Origin of the sequence: Colwellia sp. KU-HH00111, assembly GCF_040362745.1 — a bacterium.
Lineage (GTDB): Bacteria > Pseudomonadota > Gammaproteobacteria > Enterobacterales > Alteromonadaceae > Colwellia.
The window spans coordinates 48,054-61,623 of record NZ_BAABWO010000012.1 but is presented as its reverse complement, the minus strand read 5'-3'; the positions used below and the strand labels follow the sequence as shown (position 1 = coordinate 61,623).

12 protein-coding genes are annotated in these 13,570 nt (G+C 35.4%); 9 read left to right on the top strand and 3 right to left on the bottom strand.

What is annotated here, in order from left to right; translation table 11 throughout:
- Positions 1–339: 339 nt before the first annotated feature.
- On the bottom strand, positions 340–1,221 hold the full coding sequence (locus tag ABXG98_RS17720; protein ID WP_353540037.1) for a helix-turn-helix transcriptional regulator: 882 nt from the start codon (positions 1,219–1,221) through the stop codon (positions 340–342).
- A 228-nt stretch (positions 1,222–1,449) separates the two neighbouring features.
- Between ABXG98_RS17720 and ABXG98_RS17715 the strand changes: the two genes are divergently transcribed.
- On the top strand, positions 1,450–1,845 hold the full coding sequence (locus ABXG98_RS17715; RefSeq protein WP_353540036.1) for a hypothetical protein: 396 nt from the start codon (positions 1,450–1,452) through the stop codon (positions 1,843–1,845).
- A 131-nt stretch (positions 1,846–1,976) separates the two neighbouring features.
- Positions 1,977–2,105, top strand: a complete 129-nt coding sequence (locus ABXG98_RS17710) for a hypothetical protein (protein WP_353540035.1) — start codon at positions 1,977–1,979, stop codon at positions 2,103–2,105.
- A 397-nt stretch (positions 2,106–2,502) separates the two neighbouring features.
- Here ABXG98_RS17710 and ABXG98_RS17705 read toward each other — a convergent pair whose 3' ends face one another.
- Entirely contained in the window at positions 2,503–3,858 is a 1,356-nt protein-coding gene (locus ABXG98_RS17705; protein ID WP_353540034.1) for a hypothetical protein, read from the bottom strand.
- A gap of 210 nt (positions 3,859–4,068) precedes the next feature.
- Here ABXG98_RS17705 and ABXG98_RS17700 point away from each other — a divergent pair, with 210 nt between their 5' ends.
- From ABXG98_RS17700 to ABXG98_RS17690, 3 genes are read left to right on the top strand one after another with little or no spacing between them, the layout of a single operon-like run.
- Positions 4,069–5,253 carry a tyrosine-type recombinase/integrase gene (locus tag ABXG98_RS17700; RefSeq protein WP_353540033.1) on the top strand — a complete coding sequence of 395 codons (1,185 nt, stop codon included), beginning with the start codon at positions 4,069–4,071 and terminating at the stop codon, positions 5,251–5,253.
- A 4-nt stretch (positions 5,254–5,257) separates the two neighbouring features.
- Positions 5,258–5,440 (top strand): helix-turn-helix domain-containing protein, encoded by a 183-nt coding sequence (locus tag ABXG98_RS17695; RefSeq protein WP_353540032.1) that lies wholly within the window; start codon positions 5,258–5,260, stop codon positions 5,438–5,440.
- 59 nt (positions 5,441–5,499) lie between these two features.
- Complete coding sequence (locus tag ABXG98_RS17690) at positions 5,500–5,982, top strand: hypothetical protein (protein ID WP_353540031.1); 483 nt, start codon at positions 5,500–5,502, stop codon at positions 5,980–5,982.
- A gap of 74 nt (positions 5,983–6,056) precedes the next feature.
- Here ABXG98_RS17690 and ABXG98_RS17685 read toward each other — a convergent pair whose 3' ends face one another.
- Positions 6,057–8,915: a hypothetical protein gene (locus tag ABXG98_RS17685; RefSeq protein WP_353540030.1), complete on the bottom strand. Its 2,859-nt coding sequence runs from the start codon at positions 8,913–8,915 to the stop codon at positions 6,057–6,059.
- A 372-nt stretch (positions 8,916–9,287) separates the two neighbouring features.
- On the opposite strand from ABXG98_RS17685, the gene ABXG98_RS17680 reads away from it, so the two are divergent.
- The 4 genes from ABXG98_RS17680 to ABXG98_RS17665 all read left to right on the top strand — a co-directional run bounded on the left by ABXG98_RS17680 (position 9,288) and on the right by ABXG98_RS17665 (position 13,492).
- Positions 9,288–10,409, top strand: coding sequence for a DNA cytosine methyltransferase (locus ABXG98_RS17680; protein ID WP_353540029.1), 1,122 nt, complete (start codon positions 9,288–9,290; stop codon positions 10,407–10,409).
- A gap of 131 nt (positions 10,410–10,540) precedes the next feature.
- Positions 10,541–11,410: a Cfr10I/Bse634I family restriction endonuclease gene (locus ABXG98_RS17675; protein ID WP_353540028.1), complete on the top strand. Its 870-nt coding sequence runs from the start codon at positions 10,541–10,543 to the stop codon at positions 11,408–11,410.
- A gap of 1 nt (position 11,411) precedes the next feature.
- Complete coding sequence (locus tag ABXG98_RS17670; RefSeq protein WP_353540027.1) at positions 11,412–12,458, top strand: SIR2 family protein; 1,047 nt, start codon at positions 11,412–11,414, stop codon at positions 12,456–12,458.
- Entirely contained in the window at positions 12,458–13,492 is a 1,035-nt protein-coding gene (locus ABXG98_RS17665) for a GmrSD restriction endonuclease domain-containing protein (protein ID WP_353540026.1), read from the top strand. The genes ABXG98_RS17670 and ABXG98_RS17665 overlap by 1 nt, the downstream gene beginning before the upstream one ends.
- Positions 13,493–13,570 lie beyond the last annotated feature (78 nt).

Genomic DNA, 13,570 nt, shown 5'->3' with positions numbered 1-13,570 from the left:
TTCAGGTTTTATGTTGTGTGATGCTATGGCTTTACAGCTCAGAATAAAATTCAACAAATAGCGACTAAATACCAATTTGGTACCGTTTTAATCTGCTCTTGGATATACGCCCTCTTCTCTACTTAAAAGATAACTCATAGCATCTTAGCTAGTTTTTTATTTAATTAAACTGTGATGTGGTTAGACATAAAGTTTACGATTTCTTATCACAAGATTAAGGTTGTGCGTTGCTAAAAATTGTATTTAAACTAATGAAATCATATTGATGTCACACCATGTAATTTCTCTATTGGGGTATAAAGGGTTACTACACGTTGAATTATTCTTTAAATGAATTTCTTAGCGTGATAACTGATCAATAGAAAATTGAAGCTCGTATAGCAGTGATTGCTTTAGCTCAACGGGAGATAAAATTTCTATATCGGGTAGCCAGTATTTTAATATCGGAATTATTTGTTTTTGATTAGTGATAGTTGAGGTAACCAGTAAGCTATCATCATCTAATATCTTGAGTAACTTTTGCTCTGGTAAAATATTGGTATTTCTAAAATGGCTGGCGATGGAAGTATCTATACGCAGAACGACTTCAATAGGTGAATCTGTTAGCCATATCATGCTTCCGTCGATAACATGATCATCCACTTCTTTACGCCGTTTAAAATGCTGACTAGCTACATCTACTTTGCTTACTTGAGCAACTTTGTACGACTTCAACGTGTCATTATGAATTGCAGCTAAATACCACCAACCACGGTCGTTCACTAATCGGTAAGGGCTAACATCACGGTAGGTTTTTTGTTTATAGCAGAATCGAATTATTTGGTTATTCTGAATGGCTGATGTTAATAATTTAAAGGTTTCTTCATAACTTGATACGTCTTCTATTTTTAATTCTCTAAATAGAAACGGGGCTACTTGGTTATCATTTAACCGCGTAAACGATAACGCATCGAATGATGGAAAAATTGAAGATAAGCCAAGTATTTCAAGAATTGGTTTTACATCTTGTTTGCCTTGACGGCCTAAATACTTAACGTCGATAAAGTAAGTTGAGCCATCGCGTTCAATCGGTAAATAGTTTAACCGCTCGTTGAAATCACGTTGCAGGGTTCTTTGGGTAACATTGAACTCCATTGATAAATCAGCCAGCGTCAATCGCTCGCCCGTATTCAAACGGGTAAGTATTAAACCAAGTCTTTTCGCTAACGTATCATGTTCCATCCACACTATTTTAACTACCCTCCTCGAAACGGTATGTCGCGACCAGAAGATATTTTTACGCGGCGGTATGTATCGCGCTAGTTGTTTTGTTATACGCCAGCAAGCAATAGCACAACTTATAGAATTATTTGAACAACATGAAGCTGATCGTCACGACCTGTCGCGGTGGTTAGTTACAATTCAATCATTAGCGAATAAAAAATTAATAACTTAAAGGGAAATTTCAATATGAAAGATAAGACAAAACAAAATCTTGCTGCGTTAACTGCAGCTGTCATGGCTGCTTACTTTTTATTCAATGGAATAATGATGCTAGGTGAAGGACGATTATTACCATCACTGATAGGTTTATCTTTAGGTAGTGGCATGGGTGCTTCACTAATTGCTATTTATAAGAAACCGACAGAAGGAAAACTATATAACTGCGCTGTTTTTCTTGGTGGTTTACCATCATTAGTATTTTTAGTTATTGCTATATGGAGTATGTTTGATGGTAGCTTTAAGCCCGGCAGCCTATTTCAATTGATTGTAGGTGTAGCTGGTCTATTAGTCGTGAATATGGTGATTAACAAAGACGAAGAGATAGAAAGCATCGAAGAAACGTCTGTAGAAACCAATGAATGATGGATAATCTTATTTATTTGGGGTTATTTTTCGCGTTAGTACTTGCACTGATTAAAGGTGTTGATAATCCTAAAACTGCCGTCGCTGCGGTATTCCTATTATTATTTCTAGTTAAATGTGTGGGGTAGTTAATGTTTACATTATTAATGAGTTTCATCGTTTATGTGGTAGTTGTATTTGCTGTCGCTATATTGTTAAAGCTTCCACCGAAGACCACATTATTTGGCTTTGCGATAGGTGTTTGGTGGTTATTCTTTTAAATGTTCTTATGTTCCAAACTAAAAAGCTAACCAGTGATGGTTAGCTTTATCATTATTTAACGGTATTTATTTTTTACCGTTACCAAGACCTTGAATAATACCTTCATTCATCGCCATACTCCTTAAATTTATAGTAAATTTATTAGCACTGAAAAAACAGGGCTTTGATCCGAACACTTTATAATTACGCTAATTATCTTAATAATGCAAATTCATTCACATCATTTCTTTTTCATGATTAGTGTTTATTTAAGGTTTTATCTGAATAATGATTGCATCATTATAAAGAGCATGGGTATTTATGATTCAATATTTTATAGTGACCATCTTTTACTATAAATATATTCAATATCAATGCGTTAATAAAAAGTATGATTTACTCGTAGGGGAATAGGTACTATTCATCTGCATATTTTATTTTTCGCATAAATGGTGTTTCTTTATCTGTAGGGTGAATTGCCGTGGCGAGTACATCTTCATTTTCCTTATAACTGAAAACTGAACCTTGCTCCGTTTCACCGATAAAAAAGTTAACATCGCTATCATTTAATTTTGCTTTATTATTATTCCAAATAAGCCATTGTTTAATGTGCTTAAGTACCATCGCTCGATCTGATGGCCTATCATTATCAAGTGTTATCTTAGCTACGGAATGTATAGCTGATGCTTTACTTGCTAATTCAACATCAATCCTAAAAGGTAAGTCTGATGCAAAATTGGCCCAGCCTTTAACCTTTATATTTTCATTATGATGATGTGGGAAACTTACGTATAACGGTGACTGAGTAACTTTATCTTCTGCTGATATTCGCATCCTAACAGCTTTTTTATGACGACTAATTTGGATTGAAAAAGAAGAGTATATTGCCAATCTAACAAATTGCTCAAAATAACCAATAAAGTTAAGCTGAGTTCGATTGCATCTTAACCATATAAAACTTATTAACTCAGGTTCGCTATCATTATTGGTAAAATATAGATCTATCAATATTGCATTATATGCACCGTCTGGCGTTGTAAAAACACGGTGTTTCTCTGGTCTTTCTGGTCGGATTAATTCACTAATTAATTCAATTTTATTTTTCGTTTTTTCATATTCATCGAAGATATCTTCCAACCATTCACCACCATTTAATGCTCGTCGAGGGTAAAGCGGTATCAATGAATCGAATAATTTAGTTGGTGTTAATTGAAAGAGTGAATTTAAGGGGGTGATTAGTTCTTGGTTATCTGTAAACCAAGCATCTAACGAACGTGTTTTTTTAAGTTCACCTAATGAGTTAGTTGGTTGTGGAATATTTGATAAGTTCTTGAGTCGCAAATACTTAATTTCACCGTCACTAAAAATAACATGGCTCTTTGTTAGTGTTGCTGTTATTGAATAGTGAAGGTACTGAACCCTTTCATTATTTTTAGGTGTTTCACGACAATTTTTTATTTCACCATTATCACCAATGACAAGGTTACGCCATATAGCAGGTAATTCTTCATTTGTTTTTGATATTCTGCGCGATAATGTTGCTTGGCTTGGTATTTTTACATTCCAGTTTAGTTCGTCAGTAACTAACATAAACAGAGACAATGCATTTCGTTGAGATATTTCAAAGCGTTGCATCAAGTAATGAATTATTCCTGTTGCCTGCTCTACATTACTCTGTTTTATCTTTACGCCAGACTTTGGCCCACCATCCTCCCCAAGCAATGCAGATTCAGTAGAAAACAGAAATAACGTTTCTATTATCTTTTTTTTCATTTGTTATTTCACACGTTATACAAGAATGAATCAATTTTGATTTTCATTAAAACATAAAACCATGCTGTGTTGCATGGTTTTATTAGCATTGTCAGTTGTATGAATCAATTATCAAAAACCTGAGTTTTACCTCGCTAAAGTTCTTTACTGAATTTAACTACATTTGCAGCCGTTCAGAAACATTAAATCCAAAAAGTAGTAGAGGTAAGCATGAAGAAAAATCAACGAGATAAGATGAATCAAAGTACGGTAAAGCAGATTGCTGAACGTGGTTATAGTCTAGCAAAGGAAGCTTATTACGGTAAGAAAGATAAACGAAAACTAGTTGTCGTCAATAAGACATGTATCTCACTTGCTGTGCAGATGAGACATAAGAATCAAGATTATTACAAGACTTTTGGGCATTACCCAGATTTGAGTTGGAATGAGTTTGATAAGCAAGCATCCGATTTCATCGCAGACGTACTAAATGACCGTATTAACTCAGTATCAAATATAACACTTAGGCAACATTACTTAGATATAGTTTTACCTATGTCAGTTGCTGAACATAAGGACACCAAGGGGTTTCAGCAACGCCTTGAAACGTTGCTAGATGCATATGGTGACTACAAATTAAGTGCGGTAGAAAAACACCATATACTTAAATTGCTTAATGAGCTGACCGAAGGGCGTGAAACATCAACATTGGCTAGATACTTAGCCGCATATAGTAAGTTTTTTTCAATCGCTGTTGATAATAGCTTGCTTGAACGAAATCCGTGTAAAGGCATTAAGCGACCAAGAGAAAATCCGAGCAGAACAAGGTTAATAGCACAAGAAGAAGTTACAGCGTTAATTGAAGGTGTTTTCAAGTATAAGAATCAAACTATGGCATTGTCTGTGCTGCTTTGCTTATTCAGCGGTCAGCGGCAAGGTAATATTCGCTCTATCGAACTGTCATGGTTTAATAATGACTACACTCAGCTGCGATTTCCCACATCAAAATCAGGTAAACCTTTAACCGTTTATCTAAGCCCTATTGCCATTGAAATAGTAAAACTAGCAATAAAATATAGCGATGGAACTTACTTGTTCCCTAGCCACATTCCGAATCAACATATTGGCAAACCTACTCGTTGTATTACCTATTTACGTAAGTTTATTACCGATAAAACAGGCATCACAGAGCATTGGTATGCGCATGACCTTAGAAAAAGGTTTGCCACAAGCCAAATGCAGGCTTGCGGTGATTTAAACATAGTTCGTGAAATGTTAGGCCATGCTGACTTGAAAACAACTCTGATCTATACGCTAACCAATAACGAGCGATTAGTTCAGGCCAATACCGATACAGCCGAGGCTTTGCTTGGTTGTTCATCATTAACATCTTTTATCAATAACCTTGAGGAATAAAACAATGCAAAAGCATGTATTAACCATCCCTGAATTTTCACAAATGTATGGCTTAAATGAAGCTACCGTTCGAGTAGATGTCACTAGAGCACCCGAAAAGTTACCAGCTGTATTACGTATTGGGCGTTCTATTCGCTTTACGGTAGAAGCGGTTAAGCAATGGGAAGTTAAAAATCAACAGCAGTAATTTTTAAAGTAAAAACGTGTACACAATTAATTTAATATAAAACAAAGAGGTATAAGAAAATGAGAAATAATAGAGCAACTTTTGACATTGATTCAGCAGGAAAAGCTGTAAACTTGGCACGTTTATCAGGTATTAATTATGTTGACCGTACTGGTATTGAAGCAAATGAAAAATCTCCCGAAGGTGATTGGGTTGTTGGCTTTGGTTTGACGGGTTATAGAGAATATTTTCTTGATGGCGCAATACCACCGAAAAAGAAAGAAGATACATTGAAAGCTGTTTCTGATGCTATTGGCGCAAAACGTTCGTTACCACTCCCTTATAAAGGCCGACTTAGTATTGATATTATTAGTGAGCTGTTTATTAGCACTAAAACAGGGAATTTAATAATTTCATCAATAGCGCCTAGAACAGTTTTATTTATTGCAGAAAAAGGTAAGTTTAAAGATATAGACAGTTTGTTAACTGACTTATCGCAGGCTCTTGTTGATGTGTCCAACAATAGAAAAACTGATTTTAGCTGGGAGAATTATGAAATATAGGTGCTCTGGGATATTTAGCTAAGTGACGGATGCCCGGTAGTTAAACTGGGCATTTGTATGCCTGATGATTGTGCTTAATCTTTCATCAAGCGCCTTAGTTCTTCGAGTGAATCTTCATTGAATAATTTTTCGTATTCGAAGGTTGGGAAACGTTTTACCAAATGTTTCAATAATTTAGCAACGCGGCTGGTTATTGGAAATTTACCATAAAATATTTTCCCTTTTTTAGCCGAACTCATAGCTGCAGCATTAACATGGTATATACCCCCTTCAAGGCTGCTTATCCATTTGGCCATCGCATTTTGTCTCATTCCATCTATTGAAAGACCACACCGCTCCTGAATCCAAACACGTAGAAATAATCGTTTAAATATATTGGCACTATCTTCACCTTTCCTAATATTCATATGATTTCCTTTACCTTCTCGTTTCAAACTGGTTGATAACTTGAAGTATTCATCCCAATTATCCCAATCCTCTAGTGTTTTAAGGCAATTAGTTTCACGCCAAACATCGAAGCAAGCACGTTTGCGTTTCATATCATCAACAGTACGATGAGGCTTGCTAGTACATTGAATATGAAATTTATCGCCGACTGTTATGAGGCCGTTTGGTATTAAATCTCTTTTGTAATCTGGTTCCCAATTGAGCAACTGTTTTTTGGTTATGGAAAGCATATCGCGATCAAATAAGAACATCATTTGGGAAGGTGTTAAGCTTTTATTTGTATAAGTAGTATCTGGTTTACGTGTTAAATATTTATTTAAAACCCAAACTTCAGGGTTTTCTTCATCAACATCTTCATCATCTGGTAACTGAACACCAGCGCGTGCATTGATGTACTTAGTTTTCCATTCCGGATCGTCATCACGTTGGGACGTGGTATAACCTCTTGTTTTCATTAGGACAACTTGATTCATGCGGTGCTTTTCTTCTAGGATTTCACCGCCATCTGGTTCGATCATATGAAATAATTCTTTAAAGCGATTGCAAACAGGACTGTCTTTCTTAATCTCATCCAACGTTGCATTTGTGGTGAAACCGTCTGTTGTCAAGGCCAACACCTTTTTGTCACTTGGTACCCCTAACAACAAAGATGAAAGTAATGCTCTGGCGGTACCTGAAACGTAAGCTGAGAAGTAAGCATTTGTTAGCTCTCCTTGCTCTAGATATTTCATATTGCCTGATTGAATATCAAAAACTCGCTTAGGGCGAAGGGCAAGTGCTAGCCGTCCATAACAGGAATTACCTTTTTCTTTCCAAAATTTTTCAAGAAAATCATTAGCATACCCGTTTTCTTTGTCTTTATAGTGCTGTCTTTTAGCTCTAACCAACTTCATGAACGGGGTAAAAATTCGGTCATCATCGAGCCATGGTATAAATAGTCCTTGAAGAATTTCTAATTCAGCATCTTGATCATTAGCTACTTCCAACTCTGCAGCAGTACAAAAGCAAACACCTTCGAGCGGATACAATAGACCATAGGGGTCAGCTCTAACAGGAAGTGATGGGTATAGTGTGTTATCTGGAAACTTAAATTTAACTCTAAGTAATCCATATACATCACCCAAAAAGTCATCAACTTTATTAGAAAATTTAAGGTTGTCAAAGTCGAGTCTTCTCAGGCCATTTAAAATGACTGTATAACAACTTGGTGCATCAAAATCGTACCACGTATCAATTTCAGTTGGTCCAGTGATATAACACTCATTACGGCCACCGTGATAGCACTCAATGGCTAGTTGTTGAAAGATATGTGGCACATCTTTGAGTATATAGTTGCTTTTTGTGATTGGTATTAGCTCTGTTGAGCCAGTTTTTGTTAACCACTTTTCAGTGGTGACTTTCTCTTTACCAAACGCAATATTTTGGTATTCAATGTAGCCATCATCTTTAGTAGTTATATCATCGGTAATATTATTCTTTTTCTTAAACTGTTCGAGTAATGTTTGCTTAAATGCTTTTACGGCTAGGCTGCCAATCGTGTGTGATAAGTATTTGCTGCCATTTTCAATACATTCGTACTGGATCACTTGCTCTAAATGTAAGCATGCAATCTCCGCATCGTTAATAGCATACTTAATAAAACCATCCCTATCATTTTCTAAGTATTCTGCCATCCGCGAGATGTCGTATGGTTCAGGTATTTCTTCTTTAGCTAACCCAACAAGCTCGCCAATTTTTTTCAATGACTGATATCCCGCAGGTGCAAATAACATAGAGTCATAAAACGTGATCAACATAGAGTAAGTATTGTTGCTACCATCATTTAGCTTAAAAGGCGTATCATCTATACGTTTTCTAAATTCTTTACCTAAGTCAACGCCGTAACCATCGCGTAAACTAGCCACTGTCTTACGTACAGAGCTAACTAACGTTTTAATATCTTTAAATGCGTTGCTGAAAGTGAATAAGTCTGCTTTTAAATAATGAGCTACTATAATGACGTGCTCAGGCCATTTGGTGAGAACTTTTTCTTGCAGTGCAGTTTGAATAACTTTGGCTAGAAATTCTTCAAATGATAACCGATGCTTTTTGTGAGCAGATTCTGTAAAAAGAATTCCATTGCACTTTTTACCTTCAAAACTCACCACAAATTGATACGACAATACGTTAATTTGGTTATTCTCATCATCTTGCTCGTATTCAGTATCTATTGAAATTATAGGCTTTAATGCAGTGGGGATGCGCTTTTCCATGAGCTGTTTTCTAATTGCAGCTTGCTTTTCCTTTGCTATCTCTTTTCTCGATTTAACTTCACCTGTTCCAGCTTGTTCAATACCGTCGCGGTTTACTTTAGAGTGAGTGCTACCATAATCACCATAACTGGCTTCGAGATCATCAAGGTCAGAAGAAGGTTCATTTTCGCTTACTTCCTCACTCTCTGCTGCTTCTGGTGCATTTAAATAATCTTCTTCCCAATCGTCTTGCATTTATTATCTCCCATACTGCCAATGCATTGATGATAACTGATAAGTAAAATGGCGAAAGATATTTTTATGATGATTTAGTGGTGGAAAGTAATGAAAAATGCTTTAGTGAGTTAAATGAGGTAAAAATCCAGTTTAATACATTGATTAACAAGACAATGAACAAAAAGTAGAGTTTACTCGTAGGGGTATAAGTAATAGCTTATGTTTTTAATAACAATTTTGGTGACTAACTTTTACAAAAACCGTTAAATTAGACTTTTCAGTAAAGACACTTCTGAGGTGCATAAATTAATAGCATCTATGGTCGTATATACAGTATGATCCCTGTGTACTTTAAAATTATAACTATATTAAATTTGGCTGTTTTATTTCATGACTAAACCTGTTCTATTTTCGTTTTTCTCTGGCTCTGGCTTTCTTGATCTTGGCTTTGAAAAATCGGGCTTTGATGTTGCATTTGTAAATGAGTTTCATACCCCTTTTCTTGACGCATATAAATACACTCGTGCAAGTATGAAACACGACGAACCAATGTGTGGTCATAGCTCTAGTAGTATTGAAGAGTTTTTAACTGGTGGTGAGGGTGAGTTATTCAGCTCTCTTGTTGACGATGTGAAATCAAGCGGTCGTTTAGTCGGTTTTATAGGTGGCCCCCCTTGCCCTGATTTCTCTGTTGGTGGTAAAAATAAAGGTAGCGAAGGTGAGAACGGTAAACTAACTCGTACTTATGTTGAACTTATAGTTAAAGATAATCCTGATTACTTTATTTTTGAAAATGTGAAAGGTTTGTGGAGAACCAAACGTCACCGCGAATTCTACGAAAGCATGAAGGTTGTATTACAAGAAGCAGGCTATGAACTAACTGACAGGTTAACTAACAGCCTTGAATTTGGTGTACCTCAAGACCGTGACAGAATATTTTTATTTGGTATTAAACGTGAGTATATTGCCAATAAGTTAAATAATAATGACCTTAGCTCAATGTTTAATTGGGATAAAAACCTAACTGTAGATTTAAAGTCTGTATTAAATAAAAGCAGATGGCCGAGTATGAATCAGTTTGTTGAAAATGAAGAAACTAATTATAAGGACTTTATTGATGTTGAACTAAAACCGTTAACTATTCAGCATTGGTTTGACCAAAATGATGTATTAAACCACCCTAACGCTAAACACCATTTTCAGCCTAAATCTGATAAGTTTAAGTTTATCCAAGAAGGTGATGATTCTAAAAAATCATTCAAACGTTTACATCGCTGGCGTTATTCGCCAACGGCTGCTTACGGTAATAATGAAGTACATCTCCACCCCTATAAGGCTAGACGTATTAGCGCAGCAGAAGCATTAGCTATCCAATCGTTACCACCTGAATTTTATTTTCCAGCAAGTATGACATTGAGCAATATGTTTAAAACTATAGGCAATGGTGTTCCATTTGTTGCAGCTAAAGGTTTAGCAGGAACCATTGAATCGTTTTTAACTGAATATTGTTAATCACTTAGATAAAAATCACTAGACATAGGAATACACTGCTAGCATACTCCTGATTAGCTTTTGTAATGTATACCGACTTGACGCCGCTATAACATTGCTAAGCTTTTCAAGCTATTATGGAGTAGAGCTGAATGACATGCTTAGTGAAGAAAGACCGCAATGGAAAAGCTGTTGTAGATACCAAAGCTGCATTTATTGCAGCAATAAATGGAACAGTTCCCACAGATAAATGGGACTACGGTACCCACCTCGATTATATTCAAAAATTAGTTCAAACAGAAGACACTAGAGTTACAGCTGCTTCTATTTCAAATTGCCGTGGTACGTGGTTTGAATGGATGGTTGCTATCGACATCTACAATCATTGGTGTACCGAAAAACATCATTTACTGATGCTTCCTTTGCCTAATATCATGCGCTTTGATTGTGCTACGTTGTATCAAGATAATGTTAGCAAATACATATTTGATTTAAGAAAAAAGTTAAAAGCATCACTTGATATTGAACTGATAACCTCAAACCCAGATTTTGTTATTTTTGATACAACTCTGTTGACTGAACAAGTTGAGCGTAATCCAATTAAAGTTGTTGATGAAGAAGCTATCGAATTTATTGATAACTTATTTAAACGTTTTGTTGGTGCTTGTAGTTTTAACGATATCATTGGTTATATGGCAACTAAAACATCCTTACGCCCTGACCGTCGATTACAAATTGTTCATGAAGGTAGTTTGACTAAAGCGATGTATGTTCATCTACAGACACGATTATGGATAGCTAAGCCTCGTACCATTAAATACTTTGGCGCGTCATTAAAATTAAATAATAAAGACCGTAGAGCATTGAAGACCGTTGCAACACATTCAATTACAACAGTACTTTCTGAGCCAGAGCGTGCTGTAGATGAATGTTTTGAACTATCTTCTCGCGAAAACTTAATAGCAGCCATAAAAGATATGGATGAAATATTATTTCCTCTGTCAATTAAGGAGGGGATATAAAATGGGTAAAAAATTATGTTTAGTACTTGGAAATGGATTTACTATAGATCTTATAAATAATGCAGGCTTAGATGAGCAAATTGATGTTGTAAATTTATTTAGTAAAGGCGCAGAGTTACCATGGCCAGAAACAGATGTCGCAGGATTTTTATCATTCAAGCATTGCCCTAACCTTTGGAATTTAGGTGCTAGACCTAATATGGGTAAAGATGCCGCAGGTGCATTACTGGAAAATATCATTACTTGTTTAAACGTACATGTATTGAAAGTTAAACCTAAAGTACCTGATGGTGCTGATAAAGCTAATGATATATATATCAATGCTTATTACGAGCTAACGAGTTATTTGAGAACTTTATTTAGTCATTATAACTCTCTTGTTGAACTAGGTTCTTTAAGCGATAAATTAAAAGATTGGCCATGGTTAAATTTTCTTATAAAGGCTAATAGCTCGCCTGAATATGATTCAATAACGATTATTACATATAATTACGATATTTGGCTTGAACGTTTATTAATGGAAAATAAAATCCCTTTTAATTTATCTCAAGTTAAAAATGGGAATTTCGGTGTAGATCCAAAAATAACAATTGTTAAGCCACATGGTTCTATTAGTTTCTACCATGAAAACCAGGGGTTTGCAGATTATAGTATAGGTTATGGTAAGAATATCCCTGGTGATGCTATTACAGAAGATTTTAATGTTGATTATGATATCCCTTTGAGTAAGTGTTTAATAAATGCTCTAATTCCTCCTGCGGGTGACTCAGTGAGAATGAAGCAATCATGGTCAGGTCAAATACGAACCGTAGCGGCAGGTAATGCCAAGAAACTAGGTGATGATGATGAACTCATGATCTGTGGAATATCATATTGGCATGTTGATCGTTCAGAAATAGATGAACTAATAACTAACGGCTCCCCTAATACCAATGTAATGATGTTTAACCCGTATCCTAACCAATCGATGGATGCTGTTTTAACAAGTTTATTCAGAAATTACGTTTTTCATAATAATAGTATCGTTTTAAATAAGAGGTTAACTTGATGGCAATTTTTAAAAGGGAATCTAATACAATTTCTTTAGCAACTTTTTGGGAAAACTATCAACTTGATAAATACAACTTTGATCCGGGCTACCAGCGAGATAGTGTATGGTCTGAGGAGAAAAAGTCTTTTCTTATTGATAGTATTTTAAAGAATATCCCTATCCCACCCATATTCCTACATTTAATTATTGATGATGAGTCCGGGAAAACGTCCTTTGCGGTCATTGATGGTAAACAGCGATTGTCGTCAATTATTGCATTTATTGAAGGTGTTATAGCTTCCTCTTCTGACGGTGATGATTCTCCATTGTATGTAGAAGAACTGGCTGGATTAGAATTTAAAGATTTAAATAATCCAGCATTGGTTGATATTAAAAGAGCATTCTGGAGATATACAATCCCTCTTGAATATATTGATACTGATGACAAAGCAACTGTCGATGCCATTTTTGATAGATTGAATCGAAATGGTGAGCCTTTAAAAGGTCAGGAATTACGTCGTTCTAGTTATTACGGTACGGATTTATTAAATCACATAGAAAAGTTTGCAAAATTAGATTTTTGGCAGGAAAGACTGCAACATGTGGATGTTAAACGTATGGAGGATAGGGAGTTTATTTCGGAAATACTTTTTTTTAATCTTGAAGATAGCCCACTAAAATCAGATCAAGATGAACTTGATACTCTGTATAAAAAATACAATAAAGATGTGGTTAATTGGAAAGACGAGGAAGATGCTTTTGTCACAACAACCGCATTTATGATGTCATTAAATATCAATTATGAAGTGTATAGAATATCTGGAGTTTCCCATTTATACGCTTTATGGGGGCTGAGTCGTTATTGCCTAGCGAATGATATTAAGGCGTTAAACATTGAAGCTCAATTAATAGATTTTTATGAAGGATTACGTGAAGATCCTGATAGTGATGAAAATTACTTTGCTTACAAGAAGAGTATGGCATCGTCTACTAGAATGAAGGGGGCACGTGTAAGGCGCATTAAGGCGTTAATTGATGCTTTAAATATTTAATCTAAAAGTTGCAGATTAGTTGCACAAATTCTGTAAAACACAAACAACGGTGTATAAATACAATCAAATGCGAAGATT

Excerpts from the sequence above, each read along its gene's own strand:
- ABXG98_RS17720 (WP_353540037.1), bottom strand. The coding sequence starts at position 1,221 with ATGGAACATGATACGTTAGCGAAAAGACTTGGTTTAATACTTACCCGT.
- ABXG98_RS17715 (WP_353540036.1), top strand. The coding sequence starts at position 1,450 with ATGAAAGATAAGACAAAACAAAATCTTGCTGCGTTAACTGCAGCTGTC.
- ABXG98_RS17710 (WP_353540035.1), top strand. The coding sequence starts at position 1,977 with ATGTTTACATTATTAATGAGTTTCATCGTTTATGTGGTAGTTGTATTT.
- ABXG98_RS17705 (WP_353540034.1), bottom strand. The coding sequence starts at position 3,858 with ATGAAAAAAAAGATAATAGAAACGTTATTTCTGTTTTCTACTGAATCT.
- ABXG98_RS17700 (WP_353540033.1), top strand. The coding sequence starts at position 4,069 with ATGAAGAAAAATCAACGAGATAAGATGAATCAAAGTACGGTAAAGCAG.
- ABXG98_RS17695 (WP_353540032.1), top strand. The coding sequence starts at position 5,258 with ATGCAAAAGCATGTATTAACCATCCCTGAATTTTCACAAATGTATGGC.
- ABXG98_RS17690 (WP_353540031.1), top strand. The coding sequence starts at position 5,500 with ATGAGAAATAATAGAGCAACTTTTGACATTGATTCAGCAGGAAAAGCT.
- ABXG98_RS17685 (WP_353540030.1), bottom strand. The coding sequence starts at position 8,915 with ATGCAAGACGATTGGGAAGAAGATTATTTAAATGCACCAGAAGCAGCA.
- ABXG98_RS17680 (WP_353540029.1), top strand. The coding sequence starts at position 9,288 with ATGACTAAACCTGTTCTATTTTCGTTTTTCTCTGGCTCTGGCTTTCTT.
- ABXG98_RS17675 (WP_353540028.1), top strand. The coding sequence starts at position 10,541 with ATGACATGCTTAGTGAAGAAAGACCGCAATGGAAAAGCTGTTGTAGAT.
- ABXG98_RS17670 (WP_353540027.1), top strand. The coding sequence starts at position 11,412 with ATGGGTAAAAAATTATGTTTAGTACTTGGAAATGGATTTACTATAGAT.
- ABXG98_RS17665 (WP_353540026.1), top strand. The coding sequence starts at position 12,458 with ATGGCAATTTTTAAAAGGGAATCTAATACAATTTCTTTAGCAACTTTT.